The organism is Citrobacter sp. KTE30, from assembly GCF_000398825.1.
Classification (GTDB): domain Bacteria; phylum Pseudomonadota; class Gammaproteobacteria; order Enterobacterales; family Enterobacteriaceae; genus Citrobacter; species Citrobacter freundii.
Genome location: NZ_KB976055.1, coordinates 1,225,082 through 1,246,351, shown reverse-complemented (window position 1 = coordinate 1,246,351; position 21,270 = coordinate 1,225,082). Strand labels below are relative to the sequence as shown.

The following is a 21,270-nucleotide window of genomic DNA, read 5'->3' as shown; positions in this document are numbered from 1 at the left end:
AATTTAAATAAGGTTAAACTTAAGCAAATAGTGCCAATAAGTTCTTAATAATTTTTCAAGTCATCTTGTTTATTGCAGAAAAAACTTTGCGAGATTAATCAATATTATCAATGCGATAATTTTGGATAATTTCACGTTATAACTTACGGGCAAACGACTGCTTTTTATCATTCCTTGATGTAGTTTCTGCCTTTTTTTGTTAGACGTGATAAAGGACACAATGTGAAAACTTTCGGAAAGGTCTGGCTCGTTGGGGCAGGTCCCGGTGATATTTCATTGCTCACCCTCAAAGCAATGATGTGCATTAAACAGGCTGACGTCATTATTTACGATCGGCTGGTCAATCCTAAAATTTTGGAATGGGCATTACCAGATTGCCTGCTTATCAATGCCGGCAAAAACCCAGGCTTCCATTGTGTACCCCAGGATGAAATCAATGCGCTGCTTGTCCAGTATGCCCAAACTCACAATAATATTGTACGCCTGAAAGGTGGCGATCCGTATGTTTTTGGACGCGGGGCTGAAGAAGTTGAGGAGCTCGTCGAGACGGGCATCCCGTTTGAAGTGGTGCCGGGTATCAGCTCAACTATTGGTGGCCTGACCTATGCCGGGATTCCGGTAACACACCGCGATTTCGCCTCGGGATTTCACGTCGTGACCGGCCATACACGGGAGGGCAACCAACAGCAGGACTGGCGTCAACTGGCAAAACTGAATGGTACCCTGGTTATCGTCATGGGTATCGCCAATCTGGCGTTTATCTGTGAGGAATTATTGATGGGTGGAAAATCAGCAGATACGCCTGCAGCGCTAATTATGTCTGCCACCCGCGATAATCAACGCCGACTGACCTGTACGCTCGGTTCACTACTGAGCAAGGCACAGGAAGCTAACATCCTTCCCCCTGCACTGATAGTGATTGGTGATGTGGTAACCCTGAGCGATCGGCTCTCTTTTATCCCTGAAGCCTTTAAGCTGCCAGAAAACCTTTACTGTGACAGTCTGGCATGACGAAAAGACTGGGGCGACGTTTGATGCGCCGCCCGGAAAACGCGGCAAAAGTAGCTGGTTTGTGCGTATTGGAGTTTCCGGGCAATGCTGTCTATGGAATGAACGGGATCGTGCAATAACTCCCCCGCTTTTTGCATTTTTTTCTGATTCACCCAGGTTTTAAAGTTAACGCCCTGCCGTTTCTTAAAAAAACGGCTGAAATAGTTTGCGCTTAAGCAGACGTGAGCTGCTACGGATTCCAGGGATAATTCACCATACAAATTCTCATCGATATAACGCAACGCTGCCAGTAGCTTTTTCTCGTGTCGGGAAGGTTCTGTAAAATAATGACGCATGTAACTGGTCGCTGGGATAACAATCTCATCAGATTGTTGTTGTTCTGTCTCAAAATTATCAATAATAAAATTCAATAAATTTGCTGATGCCACCAGCGTATTATTATCGACTACCGCCACCTGACTCCATTCAGTTTTTATTTTTGGTTCATCCATCCATGAGTATTCATTATCAATAATGATGGTTTTATATTCCTGATATTTTGCCCGCACCTGCCCACAGAGCATAAAACCGTACAGATGCCCCTCGCGAATTAATGGCATAGAAAACAGACTTAGCCCTGCATGACAGCTGAGTATTCTGGGTTTAAGGTGTTTTAATCCTTCAAAAGCACAATACTTGTCACACTTTTGGCAACTCACACAATAGCGTTCATCCGCCCGCATTAATGTGCAGAACGAATTAAAATTATGACAATCTGAGAGAATTTTTCCGGTAACATCAACCACGACGGTGGCTAATCCAGTCGCACTGGAAAATACCTTTGCTATTGAGAAAAAACGTTGTAGGTAATCATCCTGAATTTTCAACGACACGGTATCCTCCGGCATTAATGAAATTAAAGCCGGTAATATGCAGAATTTAATCAAGAGAAAGAATGATGTTCACCGCAAAAAATAATCTCATTTATGCAGATGATTATGAGTAATTTGCAAGATTCAGATAACTAAAAAAAAAGGCCATCATCAGATGGCCAACCATGTCGAAACGGGACCAGCCCTTGACTACGCAGAGAGTCAGGGCTGTTTTTTATTTATTACTTAATAACGGTTTTCAGCGCTTCGCCGATATCGGCCAGGCTACGAACAGTTTTCACGCCTGCAGCTTCCAGCGCAGCGAATTTCTCATCCGCCGTACCTTTCCCACCTGCGATGATCGCACCCGCGTGACCCATACGCTTACCTTTCGGCGCAGTCACACCCGCGATGTAACCCACAACCGGCTTGGTTACATGATCTTTAATGTATGCCGCCGCTTCTTCTTCAGCGCTACCGCCGATCTCACCGATCATGACGATCGCTTCAGTCTGCGGATCTTCCTGGAACAGCTTCAGGATGTCGATGAAGTTAGAACCTGGGATCGGGTCGCCACCAATGCCCACACAGGTGGACTGGCCGAAACCGTAGTCGGTAGTCTGCTTAACCGCTTCATAGGTCAGGGTACCTGAACGGGAAACGATACCCACTTTACCCGGCTTGTGAATGTGGCCCGGCATGATGCCGATTTTGCACTCGCCCGGGGTGATAACACCTGGGCAGTTCGGGCCGATCATGCGCACGCCAGCTTCATCCAGCTTCACCTTCACGGTCAGCATATCCAGCGTCGGAATGCCTTCGGTGATGGTGATGATAAGCTTGATGCCTGCATCGATTGCTTCCAGAATGGAGTCTTTGCAGAACGGTGCCGGAACGTAGATAACGGTGGCGGTAGCGCCAGTCGCTTCTACAGCTTCACGCACGGTGTTGAACACCGGCAGGCCCAGGTGCGTGGTACCGCCTTTACCTGGCGTTACGCCGCCAACCATCTGCGTACCGTAAGCAATCGCTTGTTCGGAGTGGAATGTCCCCTGGCTACCGGTGAAGCCCTGGCAGATAACCTTGGTATCTTTATTAATTAAAACTGACATTATTTCCCCTCCACTGCGGCAACAACCTGCTGAGCTGCATCCGTCAGACTTTTCGCTGCAATAATATTCAGGCCGCTATCAGCCAGTTTTTTCGCGCCGAGTTCAGCGTTGTTACCTTCCAGACGTACCACGACCGGAACGTTTACACCTACTTCTGCTACCGCGCCGATGATACCGTCAGCGATCAGGTCGCAACGTACGATACCGCCGAAGATGTTAACCAGTACGGCTTTAACATTGTCATCAGAGAGGATAATTTTGAACGCTTCGGTTACACGCTCTTTGGTCGCACCGCCACCAACGTCGAGGAAGTTAGCCGGTTCGCCGCCGTGCAGCTTAACGATGTCCATGGTGCCCATTGCCAGGCCCGCACCGTTAACCATGCAACCGATGTTGCCGTCGAGCGCAACGTAGTTCAGTTCCCACTGCGCAGCCTGCGCTTCACGCGGATCTTCCTGAGACTGGTCGCGCATTTCGCGCAGGTCAGCCTGGCGGAACAGCGCGTTGCCGTCAGCACCCAGTTTGCCGTCGAGGCAGATCAGGTCACCCTGCTTGGTGACAACCAGCGGGTTGATTTCGATCAGCGCCAGGTCGCGCTCCAGGAAGATAGTCGCCAGACCCATGAAGATCTTGGTGAACTGCTGAACCTGTTTACCTTCCAGACCCAGTTTGAACGCCAGCTCGCGACCCTGGTAAGGCATCGGGCCTGCCAGCGGATCGAGCGCCACTTTGTGGATCAGGTGCGGGGTTTCTTCCGCTACTTTTTCGATTTCCACGCCGCCTTCGGTAGAGGCCATGAAGACCACGCGACGGGAGCTACGGTCAACAACTGCGCCGAGGTAAAGTTCTTTACCAATGTCGGTCGCGGCTTCAACCAGAATCTGATTTACCGGTTGGCCATGAGCGTCTGTCTGGTAAGTAACCAGACGTTTACCCAGCCAGTGTTCAGCAAAAGCGCGAATGTCTTCTTTGCTGTTCACAACCTTCACACCGCCCGCTTTACCGCGGCCACCAGCGTGAACCTGACATTTCACTACCCACGGGCCAGCGCCGATTTTTGAAGCGGCTTCTTCTGCTTCACGCGGAGTAGTACAGGCATAACCCACCGGTGCCGGTAAGCCATAGCGGGCAAAAAGTTGTTTTGCCTGATATTCATGTAAGTTCATGTGTTCTGTCCATCCTTCAGGTAATCGTTATCTTTTACCCGTAGGTCTGATAAGCATCCAGACCTACGGGGCAGGTGATACTCTTATTAACTACACGTCCAGCAGCAGACGCGTTGGATCTTCCAGCAACTCTTTAATGGTTACCAGGAAGCCTACTGACTCACGACCATCGATCAGACGGTGGTCATAAGACAGCGCCAGATACATCATCGGCAGGATTTCAACCTTGCCGTCTACCGCCATCGGACGATCTTTGATGGCATGCATACCCAGGATGGCGCTCTGCGGTGGGTTGATGATCGGCGTGGACATCAGGGAACCGAACACCCCACCGTTAGTGATGGTGAAGTTACCGCCCGTCAGATCTTCAACCGTCAACTTGCCGTCGCGACCTTTAACTGCCAGTTCTTTAATGTTCTTCTCGATGTCAGCCATACCCAGCAGATCCACATCACGCAGGACCGGCGTGACCAGGCCACGCGGCGTGGAGACCGCCATGCTGACATCAAAGTAGTTGTGATAAACCACGTCATCGCCGTCGATGGACGCGTTCACTTCCGGATAGCGTTTCAGCGCTTCAACAACCGCTTTCACGTAGAAAGACATAAAGCCCAGACGAATACCGTGGCGTTTCTCGAACGCATCACCGTATTGCTTACGCAGGTCCATGATTGGCTTCATGTTGACTTCGTTGAAGGTGGTCAGCATGGCGGTGGAATTTTTCGCTTCCAGCAGACGCTCGGCTACGCGTTTGCGCAGACGGGTCATCGGAACACGTTTTTCGCCACGCGCGCCCAGTTGAGCCTGTGGTGCAGGTGCTGCTGCCGGCGCTTTTGCTTCGGCTTTCGCAGCCGGGGCTTTCGCCAGATGTTTTTCAACATCTTCACGCGTGATACGACCGCCGACACCGGTGCCATTGATAGCGCTGGCTTCAAGGTTATGCTCACCCAGCAGGCGACGGATCGCCGGGCTCAGGGCATCGTTGTTCTGCTCAGCAAGAGACGCCTGCTGGCGCTGTGCCGGAGTAGAATCTTTCTCTTCAGACTTAGCGCTGGTTTCTTTACCGGTGCTGTTGCCTTCACGCAGGCGACCAAGGATCTGGCGAGAAGTGACGGTTGTCCCTTCATCTTCCAGAACCGCATCAAGAATACCGTCCGCTGATGCCGGTACTTCCAGTACCACTTTGTCAGTTTCGATTTCTACCAGTACTTCATCACGACGTACTGCATCGCCCGGTTTTTTGTGCCAGGTTGCAACCGTTGCATCCGCTACGGATTCAGGCAGGTCGGGAACAAGAATATCTACGCTACTCATTATTTATCCTTTATTTAATCGACGTTCAGCGCGTCATTTACCAGATCTTGTTGCTGCTTCTGGTGAACGGACATATACCCTACTGCCGGAGAGGCAGAGGCCGGGCGACCTGCATAACGCAGAGCTGACCCAAATGGAATTACTTCACGGAAATGATGCTGGCTGCAGTACCATGCGCCCTGGTTGAGCGGCTCTTCCTGGCACCAGACAAAATCATGTACATGAGCAAACTGTTTCAGCGCTTCCTGCACCGCTTTATGCGGGAACGGATAGAGCTGTTCGATGCGCACAATGGCAACATCTTTTTGGTCGTTCTTGCGGCGTTGCTCCAGCAGGTCGTAATAAACCTTACCAGAACACATCACGACACGCTTCACGCCTTTCGGATCAAGTTCATCGACTTCGCCAATGGCTGGCAGGAAGGTGCCATTTGCCAGTTCGTCCAGCGTAGACACCGCCAGCGGATGACGCAGCAGCGACTTCGGTGACATCACCACCAGCGGACGGCGCATACCGCGCAGCGCCTGACGACGCAGCATATGGTAAACCTGTGCCGGGGTAGACGGGACGCAAACCTGCATGTTTTGCTCAGCGCAAAGTTGCAGATAACGTTCCAGACGCGCGGAGGAGTGCTCCGGACCCTGACCTTCGTAGCCGTGCGGCAGCAGCATCACCAGACCGCACATACGGCCCCATTTCTGCTCGCCGGAAGAGATGAACTGGTCGATAACCACCTGCGCACCGTTGGCGAAGTCGCCGAATTGCGCTTCCCAGATGGTCAGCGTGCGCGGTTCTGCCGTGGCATAACCGTATTCAAACGCCAGCACCGCTTCTTCAGACAGTACGGAGTCCCATACGCGGAACGTGCCCTGGCCGTTATGCACATGCTGCAGCGGCGTGTAGGTTGAACCGTTCGCCTGGTTATGAATCACTGCGTGACGGTGGAAGAAGGTTCCGCGACCGGAGTCTTCACCCGACAGACGAACCGGAATGCCTTCGTCAACCAGCGTGGCGTAAGCCAGATTCTCTGCACCACCCCAGTCGAATAGCTTCTCGCCTGCGGCCATGGCCTGACGGTCGCCGTAAATTTTGGCAACACGCGACTGCATTTCAACGGCTTCAGGCACGGTGCTGATGCGTTTTGCCAGCTCCTGCAGACGCTTCATCTCAACCTTGTTCGGGTAGCTTTCGTCCCACTCGTGGTTGAGGTACGGCGACCAGGTGAAGGAGTGCATGTTCATTGGACGCCACTCTTTCACCACGCATTCGCCAGCATCCAGCGCATCACGGTACAGATTGACCATTTCGGTCGCATCTTCCAGCGTGGCGACTTTGTCCGCTTCCAGCTTGTCAGCGTAGATTTTACGCGGGGTCGGATGCTTTTTGATTTTCTGATACATCAGCGGCTGGGTTGCGCTCGGCTCGTCGGCTTCGTTGTGGCCGTGACGGCGGTAGCACACCAGATCGATGAACACATCGCGTTTGAAGGTGTTACGGAAATCCAGAGCCAGACGCGTCACGAAAGCGACCGCTTCCGGGTCATCCGCGTTAACGTGGAAGATTGGTGCCTGAACCATCTTACCGATGTCGGTGCAGTACGGCGTAGAACGCGCATCCAACGGGTTAGAGGTAGTAAAGCCAACCTGGTTGTTAATGACGATACGCACGGTACCGCCCACTTCGTAACCACGCGCTTTCGACATGTTCAGGGTTTCCTGAACCACGCCCTGCCCGGTTACCGCCGCATCGCCGTGGATGGTGATTGGCAGTACTTTATTGCTGCTCGGCTCGTCCAGACGATCCAGGCGTGCACGTACGGAGCCGATAACCACCGGGCTAACGATTTCCAGGTGCGACGGGTTAAACGCCAGCGCCAGGTGTACCAGACCGCCTTCGGTTTCGATATCAGACGAGAAGCCCATGTGGTACTTCACGTCACCGGTGCCGAGGTGTTCTTTATGTTTGCCCGCAAATTCGTCGAACAGTTCCTGCGGGCGTTTGCCCAGTACGTTAACCAGAACGTTCAGACGACCACGGTGCGCCATGCCCAGTACCACTTCACGGGTACCACTGTTACCAGCGTGGCGGATCATCTCTTTGAGCATTGGGATTAACGCATCACCGCCTTCCAGCGAGAAGCGTTTCGCGCCCGGGAACTTAGCGCCCAGGTAGCGTTCCAGTCCTTCTGCTGCGGTCAGTTCGCTCAGGAAGCGTTTCTTCTCTTCGCTACTGAATGCGGCACGGCCAGACTCGATACGCTGTTGAAGCCAGCGTTTTTCTTCGGTGCTGGTGATGTGCATATACTCGGCGCCAATTGGGCCGCAGTAGGTTTGTTTCAGCGCAACAACCAGGTCGCTCAGCTTCATGGTGTCTTTGCCGCCGGCAAAAGAACCTACGTTAAAGCTTTCCTGGAAATCCGCATCGGTCAGATCGTGGAAAGACGGGTCCAGATCGGCCACATTTTCTTGCTGCCACAGTCCCAGCGGATCAAGATTCGCATGCTGATGACCGCGGAAACGGTAGGCGTTAATGAGCTGCAGGACTTTAACCTGCTTCACATTGGCATCAGGGTCGGAGATAGAAGAAGAGTAACGTGGAGTAATCAACGCCTGCCGACGGAAATAATCACGTGTTTTTGAGTGGAGTTGATCCGGTTTGACTCCGGTACCAGGTAACTGCTGGAACGTCGAACGCCAGTTAGCATCTACCGAGTCAGGGTCGGTTAAGAAGTCTTCATAGAGCTGTTCTATCCAGCTCTGGTTAGAACCAGAGAGGTAAGAAGAGTCCAACCAGGCTTTCAAAGCGCTGTTCTGCATCGTGATCCCTTAAGCATCTTTTCTGCTTATTTAATACTCTAAATAGATCGCGTTTCAGGAAGGTGGCAAGCTTGCGAATCCCAGGGAGCTTACATCCAGTAAGTGACCAGGGTGAGCAAGTGCAGCCAACGCACATGCAACGTGAACTATGACGAGTATTTCGCCGTGGATACTACCACGCACACCGATGTGCGTGCCGGGGTTCACTTGTTGCGGACTGTCGTGTCATCTGCGTCCGCTAAGGAACCTTTAAAAACTGTCTAATAATCTTCGCTGTTCAGGCTACGACTTCGTTGCGGCCTTGTCTCGCTCTGAACATCTCGATTATTACTACTCATATGGCAGTTTTTAGAGGTTTCCTGTACTACCGGGGAATCACTTCCCCGGCAACCACTACAAAATCTTACGCACTACGTTTGAGCAGCATCGACTTAATATGGCCGATGGCGCGCGTCGGGTTCAGTCCTTTAGGACATACACTGACGCAGTTCATGATGCTATGGCAGCGGAATACGCTGAAAGCGTCACTTAAACCTTCCAGGCGGCTGTCGGTCTCGGTATCGCGGCTATCAATTAAGAAGCGATACGCGGCCAGCAGGCCTGCCGGGCCAATAAACTTGTCCGGATTCCACCAGAATGATGGGCAGGACGTTGAGCAGCATGCACACAAAATACATTCATACAGCCCATCGAGCTTCTCACGCTGCTCAGGCATTTGTAAATGCTCACGAGCCGGCGGATTTTTCCCATTATTCAACAAGTAAGGCTTAATCTTCTCATACTGTGCGTAGAATTGCCCCATGTCTACCACCAAATCGCGCACAACCGGTAAACCCGGCAGCGGGCGAATGACAATTTTCTTGCCCGGCTGATTCAGCGCAGAAATAGGTGTGATACAGGCCAGTCCATTTTTGCCGTTCATATTCAGACCGTCGGAGCCGCAGACCCCTTCACGGCAGGAACGGCGGAACGACAGAGACGGATCTTTTTCTTTCAGCTGCATCAATGCATCCAGCAGCATCATGTCGCGCCCTTCTTCCGCCTCCAGGGTGTAATCCTGCATACGCGGAGCGTCGTCAACATCCGGGTTATAGCGATAAACTGAAAACTCGAGTTTCATTGTCCTGTCTCCGCATTAATAAGTACGAATCTTCGGCGGGAATGCCGGGCGCAGCTTCGGTTCCATATTGACTTGACGTCGCGTCATGGATTCCGACTCTGGCAGGTACAGGGAATGGCACAGCCAGTTTTCATCATCACGTTCCGGGAAGTCGAAGCGGCTATGCGCGCCACGGCTTTCGGTACGGAAGTTTGCAGATACTGCAGTGGCGTACGCGGTCTCCATCAGGTTATCCAACTCCAGACACTCAACGCGCTGGGTGTTGAACTCGCTGGAGGTATCGTCCAGACGGGCATTTTTCAGGCGTTCGCGAATCGCTTTCAGCTCTTCCAGACCTTTCGCCATCGCATCGCCTTCGCGGAATACCGAGAAGTTATGCTGCATACATTCTTGCAGCGCTTTGCGAATCGCCACCGGGTCTTCACCGTTACGGTTACCGTTCCAGCGGTTCAGTCGTGCCAGAGAAGCATCGATTTCATCTTCGGTCGCATCCAGCAGGTCACCCTGCTCAGCGATAGATTCCTGCAGATGCAGACCCACCGCACGACCAAACACCACCAGGTCCAGCAGCGAGTTGCCGCCGAGACGGTTGGCGCCGTGAACCGATACGCAGGCGATTTCGCCTACCGCAAACAGTCCCGGGATCACCACATCTTCGCCCTGCTCATTCACAGTCAGCGCCTGGCCAGTAACTTTGGTCGGAATACCACCCATCATATAGTGGCAGGTTGGGATAACCGGAATCGGCTCTTTGACCGGGTCAACGTGAGCAAAGGTACGAGACAGTTCGAGAATGCCCGGCAGACGGGATTCCAGTACTTCTTTACCCAGGTGGTCGAGTTTCAGTTTGGCGTGCGGACCCCACGGGCCGTCGCAGCCGCGACCTTCACGGATTTCGATCATGATGGAACGCGCCACCACGTCACGACCCGCCAGGTCTTTCGCATTCGGGGCATAACGCTCCATGAAGCGCTCACCGTGTTTGTTCAGCAGGTAGCCACCTTCACCACGGCAGCCTTCTGTGACCAGAACGCCCGCACCGGCGATACCGGTTGGGTGGAACTGCCACATTTCCATATCCTGCACCGGCACGCCAGCGCGGATAGCCATACCAACACCGTCACCAGTATTGATGTGGGCATTGGTGGTGGACTGATAAATACGGCCAGCACCGCCGGTCGCCAGCACGGTCGCACGGGCTTTGAAGTAAACTACCTCACCGGTTTCAATACACAACGCGGTACAACCGACAATCGCGCCATCGGCATTTTTTACCAGATCCAGCGCATACCATTCTGAGAAGATGGTGGTATGGTTTTTCAGGTTCTGCTGATACAGCGTGTGCAACAGCGCATGACCGGTACGGTCTGCCGCTGCCGCAGTACGTGCCGCTTGCTCACCGCCGAAGTTCTTCGACTGGCCGCCAAACGGACGTTGATAAATTGTGCCATTGTCGAGGCGAGAGAACGGCAGCCCCATGTGGTCCAGTTCCAGAATCGCTTCCGGACCGGTTTTACACATATATTCAATAGCGTCCTGGTCACCAATGTAGTCCGACCCTTTAACGGTGTCGTACATGTGCCATTCCCAGTTATCTTCATGGGTATTACCGAGCGCAACGGTGATGCCACCCTGCGCGGATACGGTATGGGAACGGGTTGGGAACACTTTAGAGAGCAGCGCACAAGTCTGCCCGCTCTGGGAAATTTGCAGCGCCGCGCGCATACCTGCGCCGCCGGCACCAATCACAACAGCATCAAATTCTCTGACTGGCAGTTTCATTACACACCCCACACCACAACAAATCCATAAATGACGTAAACCACCAGCGCAACAACGATAGCCAGTTGCAGAATCAGGCGCACAGCCAGAGGTTTAACGTAGTCGGTCAACACCTGCCACATGCCGATCCAGGCATGAATCAAGATGGAGAAAAGTGCCAGCAGGGTGAAGACTTTGGTGAATGCCGATGAGAAGAAACCGGTCCAGACTTCATACGTCAGCTCGCCGCTGGTGGCGAAGAAACCGACCATAAAGATGATGTATAACGTCAGAACGATAGCGGTAGCACGGACCAGAATGAAGTCATGTACGCCGTTGCGTCCTAATGCGGAGGCGTTGCTTACCATACGAGGACTCCTGCGAGAAGTGAAAGCACGACAATAATAACGAAACAAATTTTGGCGGAGCGTGTCCCTGCTTCGAGGGTTTCTTCGATATAGCCAAAATCCATCAACAGATGGCGAATGCCCATTACGGCGTGATATGCCAGCGCAATCAGGATCCCCCACAGAATTAACTCCACAAAGAAGTTATTCATAATGGATGACGCGGTGAGGAAACCTTCAGGGGAGGAAAGGCTGGTACCCAATAACCACAACAGAATCCCGACCGCCACGAAGGTGATCACTCCGGATACGCGATGGAGAATGGACGCTATCGCCGTGATTGGGAACCGGATCGTTTGCAGATCCAGATTGACAGGTCTTTGTTTTTTCACATTTCTTATCATGAATAACGCCCACATGCTGTTCTTATTATTCCCTTTAGACTTCGGGTACAGAAGATGAAGACACCTGTAGCCTGAAAGACGACGGGATTTCCTTCCTCCGGTCTGCGTGCGGGTCAGACAGCGTCCTTACTATAACTACGCGTCATATAAAACACTGCTTCCAGATGCTAAAACGACACGTTACAACGCTGGTTGGCTCGGGATTGCAGGGTATTCCGGAGACCTGGCGGCAGTATAGGACGTTCACAAAATCATTACAATTAACCTACATATAGTTTGTCGGGTTTTATCCCGAACAGTGACATAGGTCACGATAACAACATTATTTTAATTTTTAATCATCTGATTTGACAATCATTAAACAAAGTTGTTACAAACGACACCAGAAAAAGCATATAATGCGTAAAAGTTATGGGGTCACTCTTTCACCGGAGATTTAGTTATGTAACAGTGTGGAAGTATTGACCAATACCTTCAGGACAGTTATTAGTGATAGACAGGTTAAATAATTCGGATTGCTAAGTTCTTGATTTGCAGTTTATTCGCCATAAAAAGACCGTTTTACCTGCAAGCGCCCATAGCTCTGTACCCAGGTCATCCCCTCTTTCGCAGAGCGGCGAGCCAAATAACAAACTGGTAACGGTTTATTGATGCACGAAGGCAAATTTGAGTTCCGGCAGTCTTAAGCAATAAGGCGCTAAGGAGACCGTAAATGGCTGATACTAAAGCAAAACTCACTCTAAATGGTGACGCTGCTATTGAACTGGATGTGCTGAAAGGTACGCTCGGTCAGGACGTTATTGATATTCGTAGCCTTGGCTCAAAAGGGATGTTTACTTTTGACCCAGGTTTCACCTCTACCGCATCCTGCGAATCCAAAATTACTTTCATCGACGGTGACGAAGGTGTTTTGCTGCATCGCGGCTTCCCGATTGACCAGTTGGCGACCGAGTCCAACTATCTGGAAGTGTGTTATATCCTGCTGTACGGCGAAAAACCGACGCAGGAAGAGTACGACGAGTTCAAAACCACAGTCACTCGCCATACCATGATCCACGAGCAGATCACGCGTCTGTTCCACGGTTTCCGCCGCGACTCTCACCCGATGGCCGTTATGTGCGGTGTCACCGGAGCGCTGGCAGCGTTTTATCATGACTCGCTGGATGTAAACAACGCGCGTCACCGTGAAATCGCCGCCTTCCGCCTACTGTCCAAAATGCCAACCATGGCAGCGATGTGCTATAAGTATTCCATCGGGCAGCCGTTCGTTTACCCGCGTAACGATCTCTCCTACGCCGGTAACTTCCTGAACATGATGTTCTCTACGCCGTGCGAAAAATACGAAGTGAATCCGATTCTGGAACGCGCCATGGACCGTATCTTAATCCTGCACGCTGACCACGAACAGAACGCCTCAACCTCTACCGTACGTACCGCGGGCTCTTCTGGCGCTAACCCGTTTGCCTGCATCGCGGCTGGTATCGCTTCCCTGTGGGGACCGGCACACGGCGGCGCAAACGAAGCTGCGCTGAAAATGCTGGAAGAAATCAGCTCTGTTAAACACATTCCGGAATTTGTTCGCCGCGCGAAAGACAAGAATGATTCCTTCCGCCTGATGGGCTTTGGTCACCGTGTTTATAAAAACTATGACCCGCGCGCTACCGTCATGCGTGAAACCTGCCACGAAGTGCTGAAAGAACTGGGCACCAAAGATGATCTGCTGGAAGTGGCGATGGAACTTGAGCACATTGCGCTCAACGACCCATACTTCATCGAGAAGAAACTCTACCCGAACGTAGACTTCTACTCCGGCATAATCCTGAAAGCGATGGGTATTCCGTCCTCCATGTTCACCGTTATCTTCGCCATGGCGCGTACCGTTGGCTGGATTGCACACTGGAACGAAATGCACACCGACGGCATGAAAATCGCCCGTCCGCGTCAGCTGTACACCGGCTACGACAAGCGCGATTTTAAATCTGATATTAAGCGTTAATTGTTCAGGCCACCGGGTAATTCCGGTGGCTTTTCTCAGACCCTGCTCAAATTACCGCATTCATCTCATTAATATTATTCTCATCAGCCAATTCGTCCCATAATACATTTCAGACATGCCCCCCCTTTTATATAGCATCAATCGCCAACGCATAATTTGATTTTTAAATTTATTAGCTATTTAATTCGGCCTTATAAAATACATCTCTGGATTAAATGGCATGGGCGATCTTATTTACCTGAAGATAACAGGTGAACAACAAGGAAATATTTCTTCCGGCTGCGGCACTTCCGCGTCAGTAGGGAATCGCTGGCAGGAAAACCATCCTGATGAGATTTTTGTTTTTTCACTTTCGAATGGATTAGCTAATACTGATTCTGGTATTAATACCCAGCTACTGAACTTCACAAAACTAATTGATAAAAGCACACCATTATTGATTAACGCCATTAATAACAATGAACGTCTGTTTATTGAAATTGATTTATGGAGAATAAACAGATTTGGTAGATGGGAACGCTACTATTATATTCAATTAAGAAATGCGTCGGTAAAAAGCATACAAACCTATGTGGCCCTAAACGAGCTGGATACCGAAGAAATTGCAGTATCGTATGACTATATTCTTTGCAAACACCTGATTGCCAACACTGAGTTTGACTACCTGGCGTTTCCTGCTGAGTACAACCGTTTGTTTATACCACCCCGCCCTCAGCCGGTCAGTACGATAAAACCCATAGTGAAACGCCCTTCTCCCCCTGCACCACACATTCCAGCAGTTACGCCGGTCTATGCTAAATCCTGTCTGAAAGAAAAAGGCTGTACAGACGCGGGGAGCCGTGAAGAATCGGCTGAAAACTTCGGACAGATGGCGGTTTTCGCACAATCTTCCGTCGATGATTGTTGCGGATATGCACAGCCTGCAGAAGCCTCGGCCGCGCTGCCGATCTTAGGTGGGCTGACGCAGGTGTGGGGCGAGTGGTCACTCAGTGGCATGCTCAGCGCCGCACGCGGCGTTCCTTATATCGGAGCGCTAGCTTCCGCGCTGTATATTCCGTCCGCGGGTACGGGCAGCGCACGCGTTCCCGGACGTGATGAGTTCTGGTATGAGGAAGAACTGCGGAAAAAGGCGCTGGTAGGTGACACTGCCACAACCCGGGTTCGTTTTTTCTGGGGAACCGACATTCACGGTAAATCGCAAGTCTACGGCGTGCATACCGGCGAAGGTACTCCTTATGAAAACGTGCGCGTCGCGAATATGCTGTGGAACGATGAACATCATCGCTATGAATTTACGCCTGCCCACGACGCAGACGGGCCGTTAATCACATGGACGCCGGAAAATCCTGCGACGGGTGATGTACCTGAACATACTGGAAACGATGTTCCACCGCTGGATCAGCCAACCATTCTGGTAACACCCATCCCGGATGGCAAAAACGAATACACCACGCCACCGTTCCTTGTGCCGGATGTCGCCGATTTTAACGATTATATTCTGATTTTTCCGGCCGATTCAGGCATTCAGCCGATATATGTATACCTGAAAACAGCCCGGGACGACCCCGGTACAGCAACCGGCCACGGTGAAATTTTATCCGGAAATGGTCGTTGGCTTGAGGCCGCCAGTTCTGGGCTGGGAGCGCCGATACCTGCACAGGTGGCGGATAAGCTGCGAGGAAGAACATTTCGCAACTTTGACCATTTCAGAGAAGAATTCTGGCTTGCGGTGTCAGAATGCCCTGAGCTTATGAAGGATTTTAAACCATCTAACCAAACCCTGATAAGAATGGGGTTGGCACCATATCCTATTCCTTCAGAGCAGGTAGGCGGCAGAACGACTTTTGAACTTCATCACGTAGAAGAAATCCAGCATGGCGGAGAAGTTTTTAATATGGATAATATAAACATTACTACTCCTCGCTTACATATAGGAATACATAAAAATGCTAATAGATAATGAAAAAACCATAAGCGATTACACTGAGTCAGAGTTCATTGCTCTGCTATCTAACTTTTTTGAGAATAAACATGGGCTAAATGCCAAGGATTTTGGTAAATTTATCGATGATCTACAACTACATGTAGTCAAAGTCACCCAGCACCCACTTGGTAATGGACTGATTTTTAATACACCAGATGAGATTGAATGTTCACCCTTGGGAATATTCAAGGAAATAAAAAAATGGAGAGCATCTCATGGCTTAGAGTTATTTAAAGATTCTAAATAAGCTCTGCAAAGAAATTTATTAAAACAGTGAATATATGAATCATCTTAAGCAAAAACTCGAAGACTACACCGAAGCTGAATTCATATGAATTCTCCACAAACCCACGCTACCTGGGAGAAATAGACCGTGAATATTACATCGACTCATTAGTCGATCATTTCGATAAAATCGTGGACCATCCGGAAAGTAATGGATTGATTTTTTATCCCACGGATGACAGGGAAGACAGCCCACAAGGCGTCATTGATGAAATCAAAAGATGGCGTAAGTCCCAGGGACGCTCATCATTTAAACAATCAACCTAAAAATTTTCAAATCAAACACTCGAATTATCAGTGTAAATTATATAACAACGAATATTTATACATGTGGGAATTTAAAATGACGATCACGGTTACGGTTCAAGCTCAACTCATTGTCGGTGAAGACAGGTAATAGAAAGTTTGGCCCCAGAAGGTTCTTACACAGCTGTATTTGAAGATGATGGTCAAACCGGGTACTTCTATGCACTTGATGAATCAGCAGACGGAAATCCTATCAAAGATGCACTGCATATTTACAATGCAGAAGATGTTTCAGATGGGCATATCCCATCAGATGTGAAGATCGGTTGGTCAGAAGACAGTAAGAAATGTGTGTTGCTGATAAATGGTTACCCACACGGCGTCTTTAATTTTGAATCTAAAAATGGATACTGCCGGAGCGGTTTTCCACCTACAATCAGTCAGGAATGGTCTGTCTTTGGGCATGCATGGAATGATGCTGTCGATGATTTATTCAGATAACAGGCATCAATACCCGATCACCGGTTAGTCCGTTTTTATTGATACTTGATATTTTTTTCAGCGGACTTTTTCTCTATGCTGTATCAACACGTTAAACGCAACATATAACTCAGGAGCATGGGATGCCTGTTTTACAGTGGAGCCTGTTGTTTGTGCTATCGCTCCTGCTTTCCCTGCTCTTTCTGCTTATTCATCTTCCAGGACCCTTGCTGCTCGGTTCGATGATCGTCGGCATCATCTTCAGTCTGCGCGGCATCTCTCTGCATCCTCCCCGCTGCACATTTCTTGGCGCGCAGGCGATTCTCGGCTGCATGATTGCCCAAAATCTGACCGGTTCAATCTTCACAACCCTTGCAGCCCACTGGCCGATGGTGATTGTTATCCTGCTGGCAACCCTTATCAGCAGCGCGATAATCGGCTGGCTGCTGGTTCGCTACAGTACGCTACCGGGTAACACCGGCGCATGGGGCTCGTCACCAGGCGGCGCAGCGGCAATGGTGGCGATGGCGCAGGATTATGGTGCAGACATCCGACTGGTGGCGTTTATGCAGTATCTGCGCGTACTGTTGGTGGTCGGCGCGGCGGCGATGGTCACCCGGCTGGTGATGGGCGACCAGGCGCAGGCGGTCAGTGAACAAATCATCTGGTTTCCGCCTCTAAGCGGCAATCTTTTCAGCACTCTGATGCTGGCCGCCGTTGCCGGCACGGCTGGACGCTTACTGCGTATTCCCTCTGGCGTCATGCTATTGCCGATGCTGGTGGGTGCCTTGCTGAATGCAAGCGGAGTGATGGTGATTGAACTGCCGGAATGGCTACTGGCGATAGCCTATATGGCCATCGGCTGGCAAATCGGCCTGGGCTTTGACAAGCAGATATTTTTAATGGCGCTGCGCCCTTTGCCGCAGATCCTGTTGTCCATTTTTTCACTGATGGCTATCTGCGCTGCTATGGCCTGGGGACTGGCGCATTACATGCAGATTGATTTTCTCACTGCCTATCTGGCAACCAGTCCTGGAGGAGTGGATTCTGTTGCGGTGATCGCCGCAGGAAGCCACGCTGATATGGCGCTCATCATGGCGATGCAAACCCTGCGACTGTTCAGCATTTTGTTAACTGGCCCCGCAGTCGCGCGGTTTATTTCGGTGCACGCGCCAAAACGGCCCGCTTAGTGCTGACATCCCGGACACCAGTAAAAAGGTCGCGAGGAGAGCATCGTTTTCTCGATAGTCCCACCACAACGCTCACAGGCTTCGCCGTCCCGATGAAAGACCTTGAAGCGAAACAACGCACCGTGATGTTTATTCTCATCGACCAGCCCGCGGGTATTATAAGACAGGCGCGGAATATCAAGCAGCGCATGTGCCAGTTGATCCAGTTGCTCATCACTAAGCTGCGACGCTTTATGCTGCCCGGTCAACCCAACCTGCCAAAGGATCTCTACCCGCAGGTAGTTACCTAATCCCGCCAGAAAAGCCTGGTCCAGTAGCAGACCAGAAAACTGGCGATTGCAAAAACGCGGAGATAACAGACGCGCTTTAACGTCATCGGGCGTTAAACGTAAATCCAGTACATCCGGCCCTACCCGTTGCAGGAACGGGTGGGTGGCGAGCTGTTCTGGCGTCAGCATTTCGATATCAGACGCGCTATACAGCAGGATAGTTTTGTCTTGCGTTTGCAATCTGACACGGAGTACCCGCGAGGTCTGCGGGATGTTGCCCGTATCCACCACTAGCCACACGCCATAGAGCTGATTGTGACTGTACAGCGTCAGGCCATTGGAAAAATGGGTCAGTAATGCTTTCCCTCGCGTTTCAAGCTGGGTAACGCTCTGCCCAATTAGTTGAGATTCATACGGTTTTAACTGCTCAAAGGCAAACCAGACTTCCGTCAGGGGTTTGCCTTTGACTGCCGCCTCCAGGTTATCCGCCGCGCGGCGGATCTCCGGGCCTTCAGGCATAATACTGTCCTTTGTTAATGTGTTGCGCCGCCCGTCACAGCGATATCGCTTTCCACCTGCAAGGCGGTGGCAATTGCGACTTCCAGCGCCCGGCGTACTGTTTCAGCCGCCATACTTGGCGCCCCGGGATGCTGTGCGGCCTGTTGCGGCAAATAAGGGATGTGAATAAAGCCGCCCTTCACCGCCGGTGCGTCGCGTAGTTTATGCAGCAGGCCATACATCACGTGGTTACACACGAAAGTGCCAGCGGTCTGGGAAACCGAAGCCGGAATTCCCGCGTTGCGCATAGCCATAACCATCGCTTTGATCGGCAGCGTGCTAAACCATGCCGCTGGACCATCGGCTACAACCGGCACATCTACGGGCTGTTGCCCCTGATTATCCGCAATACGCGCATCGTCAACGTTAATCGCCACGCGTTCCACGGTGATATCCGTACGACCACCCGCCTGCCCCACCGCCAGAACCAGCGATGGCGACAGCGCGTCAATCGCGCCATTGAGTACGGCAAGAGACTCGCCAAAGACGCACGGCAGTTGGCGGGCAACGACGCGGCATCCACCGATGATAGCATTATCGAGTCCCGAGACCACTTCCCAGGAAGGGTTAACTGACTCGCCGCCAAAGGGTTCAAATCCCGTGATGAGTACTGTTTTCATCCTGTCACCTTACAAGAACATCAGGAAATACATCAGGAACACGTTGACCAGCAGCAGCAGTATACCGGTTGGCACCTGCGCTTTAATCACCGCATTTTTGTCCGGTAGTTCCAGCAGCGCAGCAGGGACAATGTTAAAGTTCGCCGCCATCGGCGTCATCAGTGTCCCGCAATAACCGGAGAACATACCAATCGCCGCCATTACCGCCGGATTACCGCCGTGTTGCAGAACAAGAATCGGAATACCAATCCCAGCGGTCACGATCGGAAAAGCAGCAAACGCATTGCCCATCACCATAGTCAGCAATGCCATGCCGATGGTGTACACCGCCACTGCGATAAAGCGACTGTCTACCGCCAGATATTCCTGCGTCAGATATGAAATGCCGCTGCCTACGCCCGCTGCCGTAAACAACAGCCCGAGCGTAGCCAGAATCTGTGGCAGGATGAACGCCCAGCCGATGGAGTCCAGCAGACGGCGCGCCTCCTGGATCGGTTGATGCACCCGCTCATGGGTCATTTTTATTGCCATCGCCAGACCAATCAACGAACCTGCGGTCATGGAAAAAAGCGTCACCAGCGTGGCGTGATTACCCGGCCCAAACAGCGCATCCTGTAAGCCCGGAATATGGTTGAACATCAGCACGCCAATAACCGTTACTACCGGGATCGCCAGCGCCGGGAAAAAAAGGCGGTTGCCCAAGCGACTGGCACTTTCTTCGCGCTGTTGCTGCGTCCGTTGATGATAGCTTCCCAGCTTTACGCCGCCGAAACCGGCGATCAGCGCCAGGACGACCACCGCAATACCGACGGCAATATGCACCGCGCGCTTGTCGCCAAACAGCGAGAATGTCCAGTCACCAAGCAGAAACAGTACGCCGTATATACCCCAAAACAGACCAGTGGTGAAGCGACGCGGGTTCGCTTTATCCTGCCAGGACATGACGGCCACAATCAGTAATACCGCGCCCGCCAGCCAGTAGAGATAGCTTTGTTGAAAATTCATTGCGCTTCCCCTTTCGCTGCGGCGTTCGCTTTCGCCACCTCACGTTGCAAATAGCTATCCAGACGCCACAAACGTGTGCCGTGGATCAGGAAAGCACAAATTGCCGTTGGGATCCCCCATAGGGCGATATGCAGCGGTTCGGTCTGGATCCCACCAGACTCCAGCATAAAGTTATGCATGAAGATGATGGCGCCGAAAGCAACAAAGATATCTTCACCGAAAAACAGCCCGACGTTATCAGTCGCCGCTGACATTGCGCGCAGTCGATAGCGTACCGCCCCAGGTATCTCGCCGTGATTTTTCTCAGCGGCCCCTTCCGCCATCGGCGCCAGCAGCGGACGCACCATTTGCGGATGCCCCCCCAGACTGGTGAGTCCTAATGCAGCGGTCGCTTCGCGAATGAACAGATAGACAATCAGCAGGCGGCCGCTGGTAGCGCTGCGGATTTTTGCAATCCACGCCTGCGCACGCTCTTTCAGACCGTGACGTTCCAGCAGACCGATTACCGCCAGTGGGATCAATAAGATAAATGGCAGGTTACGGGTGTTGAGAAAACCTTCACCCAGTTTCTCGAGAATAGTGGCGATAGGCATATGCGCCGCCAGCCCCGTGACAATCCCGGCAATAATAACCACCAATACCGGGTTAAAACGTAAAAGAAATCCGACCACGATGACGGCGATCCCCGTCAATGGCCAGAGAGAAATAGCCTCTCCCATAATTAAATCCCTTATG

At 51.5% G+C, this 21,270-nt stretch carries 19 protein-coding genes and 2 pseudogenes; 8 read left to right on the top strand and 13 right to left on the bottom strand.

Translation table 11 applies throughout. The features are described from left to right. Positions 1–222 precede the first annotated feature (222 nt). On the top strand, positions 223–1,011 hold the full coding sequence (cobA, locus tag WC1_RS17015; RefSeq protein WP_016149804.1) for a uroporphyrinogen-III C-methyltransferase: 789 nt from the start codon (positions 223–225) through the stop codon (positions 1,009–1,011). On the opposite strand, the gene WC1_RS17020 is transcribed toward cobA, so the two are convergent. From WC1_RS17020 to sdhC, 9 genes are all read right to left on the bottom strand, one after another. Then, positions 990–1,883 (bottom strand): PocR ligand-binding domain-containing protein, encoded by an 894-nt coding sequence (locus tag WC1_RS17020; protein ID WP_016149803.1) that lies wholly within the window; start codon positions 1,881–1,883, stop codon positions 990–992. The two genes, cobA and WC1_RS17020, sit on opposite strands and share 22 nt — an antisense overlap. 221 nt (positions 1,884–2,104) lie before the next feature. Continuing rightward, positions 2,105–2,974: a succinate--CoA ligase subunit alpha gene (gene sucD, locus WC1_RS17025; RefSeq protein WP_003022929.1), complete on the bottom strand. Its 870-nt coding sequence runs from the start codon at positions 2,972–2,974 to the stop codon at positions 2,105–2,107. Continuing rightward, positions 2,974–4,140, bottom strand: a complete 1,167-nt coding sequence (gene sucC / locus WC1_RS17030; RefSeq protein ID WP_003022927.1) for an ADP-forming succinate--CoA ligase subunit beta — start codon at positions 4,138–4,140, stop codon at positions 2,974–2,976. Before sucC ends, sucD begins: the two co-directional genes overlap by 1 nt. Positions 4,141–4,230: 90 nt before the next feature. Next, positions 4,231–5,454: a 2-oxoglutarate dehydrogenase complex dihydrolipoyllysine-residue succinyltransferase gene (odhB, locus tag WC1_RS17035; protein WP_003022925.1), complete on the bottom strand. Its 1,224-nt coding sequence runs from the start codon at positions 5,452–5,454 to the stop codon at positions 4,231–4,233. 14 nt (positions 5,455–5,468) lie between these two features. Further along, the gene (gene sucA, locus WC1_RS17040; RefSeq protein ID WP_003847318.1) at positions 5,469–8,270 is read right to left on the bottom strand and encodes a 2-oxoglutarate dehydrogenase E1 component; all 2,802 of its coding nucleotides are present in this window, start codon (positions 8,268–8,270) and stop codon (positions 5,469–5,471) included. Between the two features lie 403 nt (positions 8,271–8,673). Then, positions 8,674–9,390, bottom strand: coding sequence for a succinate dehydrogenase iron-sulfur subunit SdhB (sdhB, locus tag WC1_RS17045; RefSeq protein WP_003022921.1), 717 nt, complete (start codon positions 9,388–9,390; stop codon positions 8,674–8,676). Positions 9,391–9,405: 15 nt separating this feature from the next. Further along, complete coding sequence (sdhA, locus tag WC1_RS17050; RefSeq protein ID WP_003022919.1) at positions 9,406–11,172, bottom strand: succinate dehydrogenase flavoprotein subunit; 1,767 nt, start codon at positions 11,170–11,172, stop codon at positions 9,406–9,408. Beyond that, entirely contained in the window at positions 11,172–11,519 is a 348-nt protein-coding gene (sdhD, locus tag WC1_RS17055; protein ID WP_003022916.1) for a succinate dehydrogenase membrane anchor subunit, read from the bottom strand. The genes sdhA and sdhD overlap by 1 nt, the downstream gene beginning before the upstream one ends. Beyond that, positions 11,513–11,917 (bottom strand): succinate dehydrogenase cytochrome b556 subunit, encoded by a 405-nt coding sequence (sdhC, locus tag WC1_RS17060; RefSeq protein ID WP_003831406.1) that lies wholly within the window; start codon positions 11,915–11,917, stop codon positions 11,513–11,515. Before sdhC ends, sdhD begins: the two co-directional genes overlap by 7 nt. A 383-nt stretch (positions 11,918–12,300) precedes the next feature. Between sdhC and WC1_RS24825 the strand changes: the two are divergent. The 7 genes and pseudogenes from WC1_RS24825 to WC1_RS17080 all read left to right on the top strand — a co-directional run bounded on the left by WC1_RS24825 (position 12,301) and on the right by WC1_RS17080 (position 18,083). Further along, positions 12,301–12,411: pseudogene (locus WC1_RS24825) on the top strand (hypothetical protein). 203 nt (positions 12,412–12,614) lie between these two features. Next, positions 12,615–13,898, top strand: coding sequence for a citrate synthase (locus WC1_RS17065; protein WP_003831404.1), 1,284 nt, complete (start codon positions 12,615–12,617; stop codon positions 13,896–13,898). Between the two features lie 220 nt (positions 13,899–14,118). Next, complete coding sequence (gene tssD / locus WC1_RS17070) at positions 14,119–15,858, top strand: type VI secretion system tube protein TssD (RefSeq protein WP_016149802.1); 1,740 nt, start codon at positions 14,119–14,121, stop codon at positions 15,856–15,858. After that, positions 15,845–16,129 carry a bacteriocin immunity protein gene (locus WC1_RS17075; RefSeq protein WP_016149801.1) on the top strand — a complete coding sequence of 95 codons (285 nt, stop codon included), beginning with the start codon at positions 15,845–15,847 and terminating at the stop codon, positions 16,127–16,129. Before tssD ends, WC1_RS17075 begins: the two co-directional genes overlap by 14 nt. 170 nt (positions 16,130–16,299) lie before the next feature. After that, the gene (locus WC1_RS24905; RefSeq protein WP_231385704.1) at positions 16,300–16,434 is read left to right on the top strand and encodes a bacteriocin immunity protein; all 135 of its coding nucleotides are present in this window, start codon (positions 16,300–16,302) and stop codon (positions 16,432–16,434) included. A gap of 76 nt (positions 16,435–16,510) precedes the next feature. Beyond that, a pseudogene (locus WC1_RS0122630) lies at positions 16,511–16,914 on the top strand (DUF2251 domain-containing protein). Positions 16,915–17,036: 122 nt separating this feature from the next. After that, positions 17,037–18,083, top strand: a complete 1,047-nt coding sequence (locus WC1_RS17080; protein ID WP_016149800.1) for an AbrB family transcriptional regulator — start codon at positions 17,037–17,039, stop codon at positions 18,081–18,083. Here WC1_RS17080 and nei read toward each other — a convergent pair. The 4 genes from nei to WC1_RS17100 are packed head-to-tail and all read right to left on the bottom strand — an operon-like array spanning position 18,080 to position 21,254. Continuing rightward, positions 18,080–18,871: an endonuclease VIII gene (nei, locus tag WC1_RS17085; protein WP_016149799.1), complete on the bottom strand. Its 792-nt coding sequence runs from the start codon at positions 18,869–18,871 to the stop codon at positions 18,080–18,082. The genes WC1_RS17080 and nei overlap by 4 nt on opposite strands. Before the next feature lie 14 nt (positions 18,872–18,885). Further along, positions 18,886–19,530, bottom strand: coding sequence for a pyroglutamyl-peptidase I (gene pcp, locus WC1_RS17090; RefSeq protein WP_016149798.1), 645 nt, complete (start codon positions 19,528–19,530; stop codon positions 18,886–18,888). Positions 19,531–19,539: 9 nt separating this feature from the next. After that, entirely contained in the window at positions 19,540–20,535 is a 996-nt protein-coding gene (locus WC1_RS17095) for a DUF979 domain-containing protein (protein ID WP_003847337.1), read from the bottom strand. After that, the gene (locus tag WC1_RS17100; RefSeq protein WP_003835449.1) at positions 20,532–21,254 is read right to left on the bottom strand and encodes a DUF969 domain-containing protein; all 723 of its coding nucleotides are present in this window, start codon (positions 21,252–21,254) and stop codon (positions 20,532–20,534) included. Before WC1_RS17100 ends, WC1_RS17095 begins: the two co-directional genes overlap by 4 nt. Positions 21,255–21,270 lie beyond the last annotated feature (16 nt).

Bases quoted from the DNA above. Each gene is read 5' to 3' on its own strand.
- pcp (WP_016149798.1), bottom strand. From the start codon at position 19,530: ATGAAAACAGTACTCATCACGGGATTTGAACCCTTTGGCGGCGAGTCA.
- WC1_RS17080 (WP_016149800.1), top strand. From the start codon at position 17,037: ATGCCTGTTTTACAGTGGAGCCTGTTGTTTGTGCTATCGCTCCTGCTT.
- nei (WP_016149799.1), bottom strand. From the start codon at position 18,871: ATGCCTGAAGGCCCGGAGATCCGCCGCGCGGCGGATAACCTGGAGGCG.
- sdhA (WP_003022919.1), bottom strand. From the start codon at position 11,172: ATGAAACTGCCAGTCAGAGAATTTGATGCTGTTGTGATTGGTGCCGGC.
- sdhB (WP_003022921.1), bottom strand. From the start codon at position 9,390: ATGAAACTCGAGTTTTCAGTTTATCGCTATAACCCGGATGTTGACGAC.
- tssD (WP_016149802.1), top strand. From the start codon at position 14,119: ATGGGCGATCTTATTTACCTGAAGATAACAGGTGAACAACAAGGAAAT.
- odhB (WP_003022925.1), bottom strand. From the start codon at position 5,454: ATGAGTAGCGTAGATATTCTTGTTCCCGACCTGCCTGAATCCGTAGCG.
- sdhC (WP_003831406.1), bottom strand. From the start codon at position 11,917: ATGTGGGCGTTATTCATGATAAGAAATGTGAAAAAACAAAGACCTGTC.
- WC1_RS17100 (WP_003835449.1), bottom strand. From the start codon at position 21,254: ATGGGAGAGGCTATTTCTCTCTGGCCATTGACGGGGATCGCCGTCATC.
- sdhD (WP_003022916.1), bottom strand. From the start codon at position 11,519: ATGGTAAGCAACGCCTCCGCATTAGGACGCAACGGCGTACATGACTTC.
- WC1_RS17095 (WP_003847337.1), bottom strand. From the start codon at position 20,535: ATGAATTTTCAACAAAGCTATCTCTACTGGCTGGCGGGCGCGGTATTA.
- sucA (WP_003847318.1), bottom strand. From the start codon at position 8,270: ATGCAGAACAGCGCTTTGAAAGCCTGGTTGGACTCTTCTTACCTCTCT.
- WC1_RS17065 (WP_003831404.1), top strand. From the start codon at position 12,615: ATGGCTGATACTAAAGCAAAACTCACTCTAAATGGTGACGCTGCTATT.
- sucD (WP_003022929.1), bottom strand. From the start codon at position 2,974: ATGTCAGTTTTAATTAATAAAGATACCAAGGTTATCTGCCAGGGCTTC.
- sucC (WP_003022927.1), bottom strand. From the start codon at position 4,140: ATGAACTTACATGAATATCAGGCAAAACAACTTTTTGCCCGCTATGGC.
- WC1_RS17075 (WP_016149801.1), top strand. From the start codon at position 15,845: ATGCTAATAGATAATGAAAAAACCATAAGCGATTACACTGAGTCAGAG.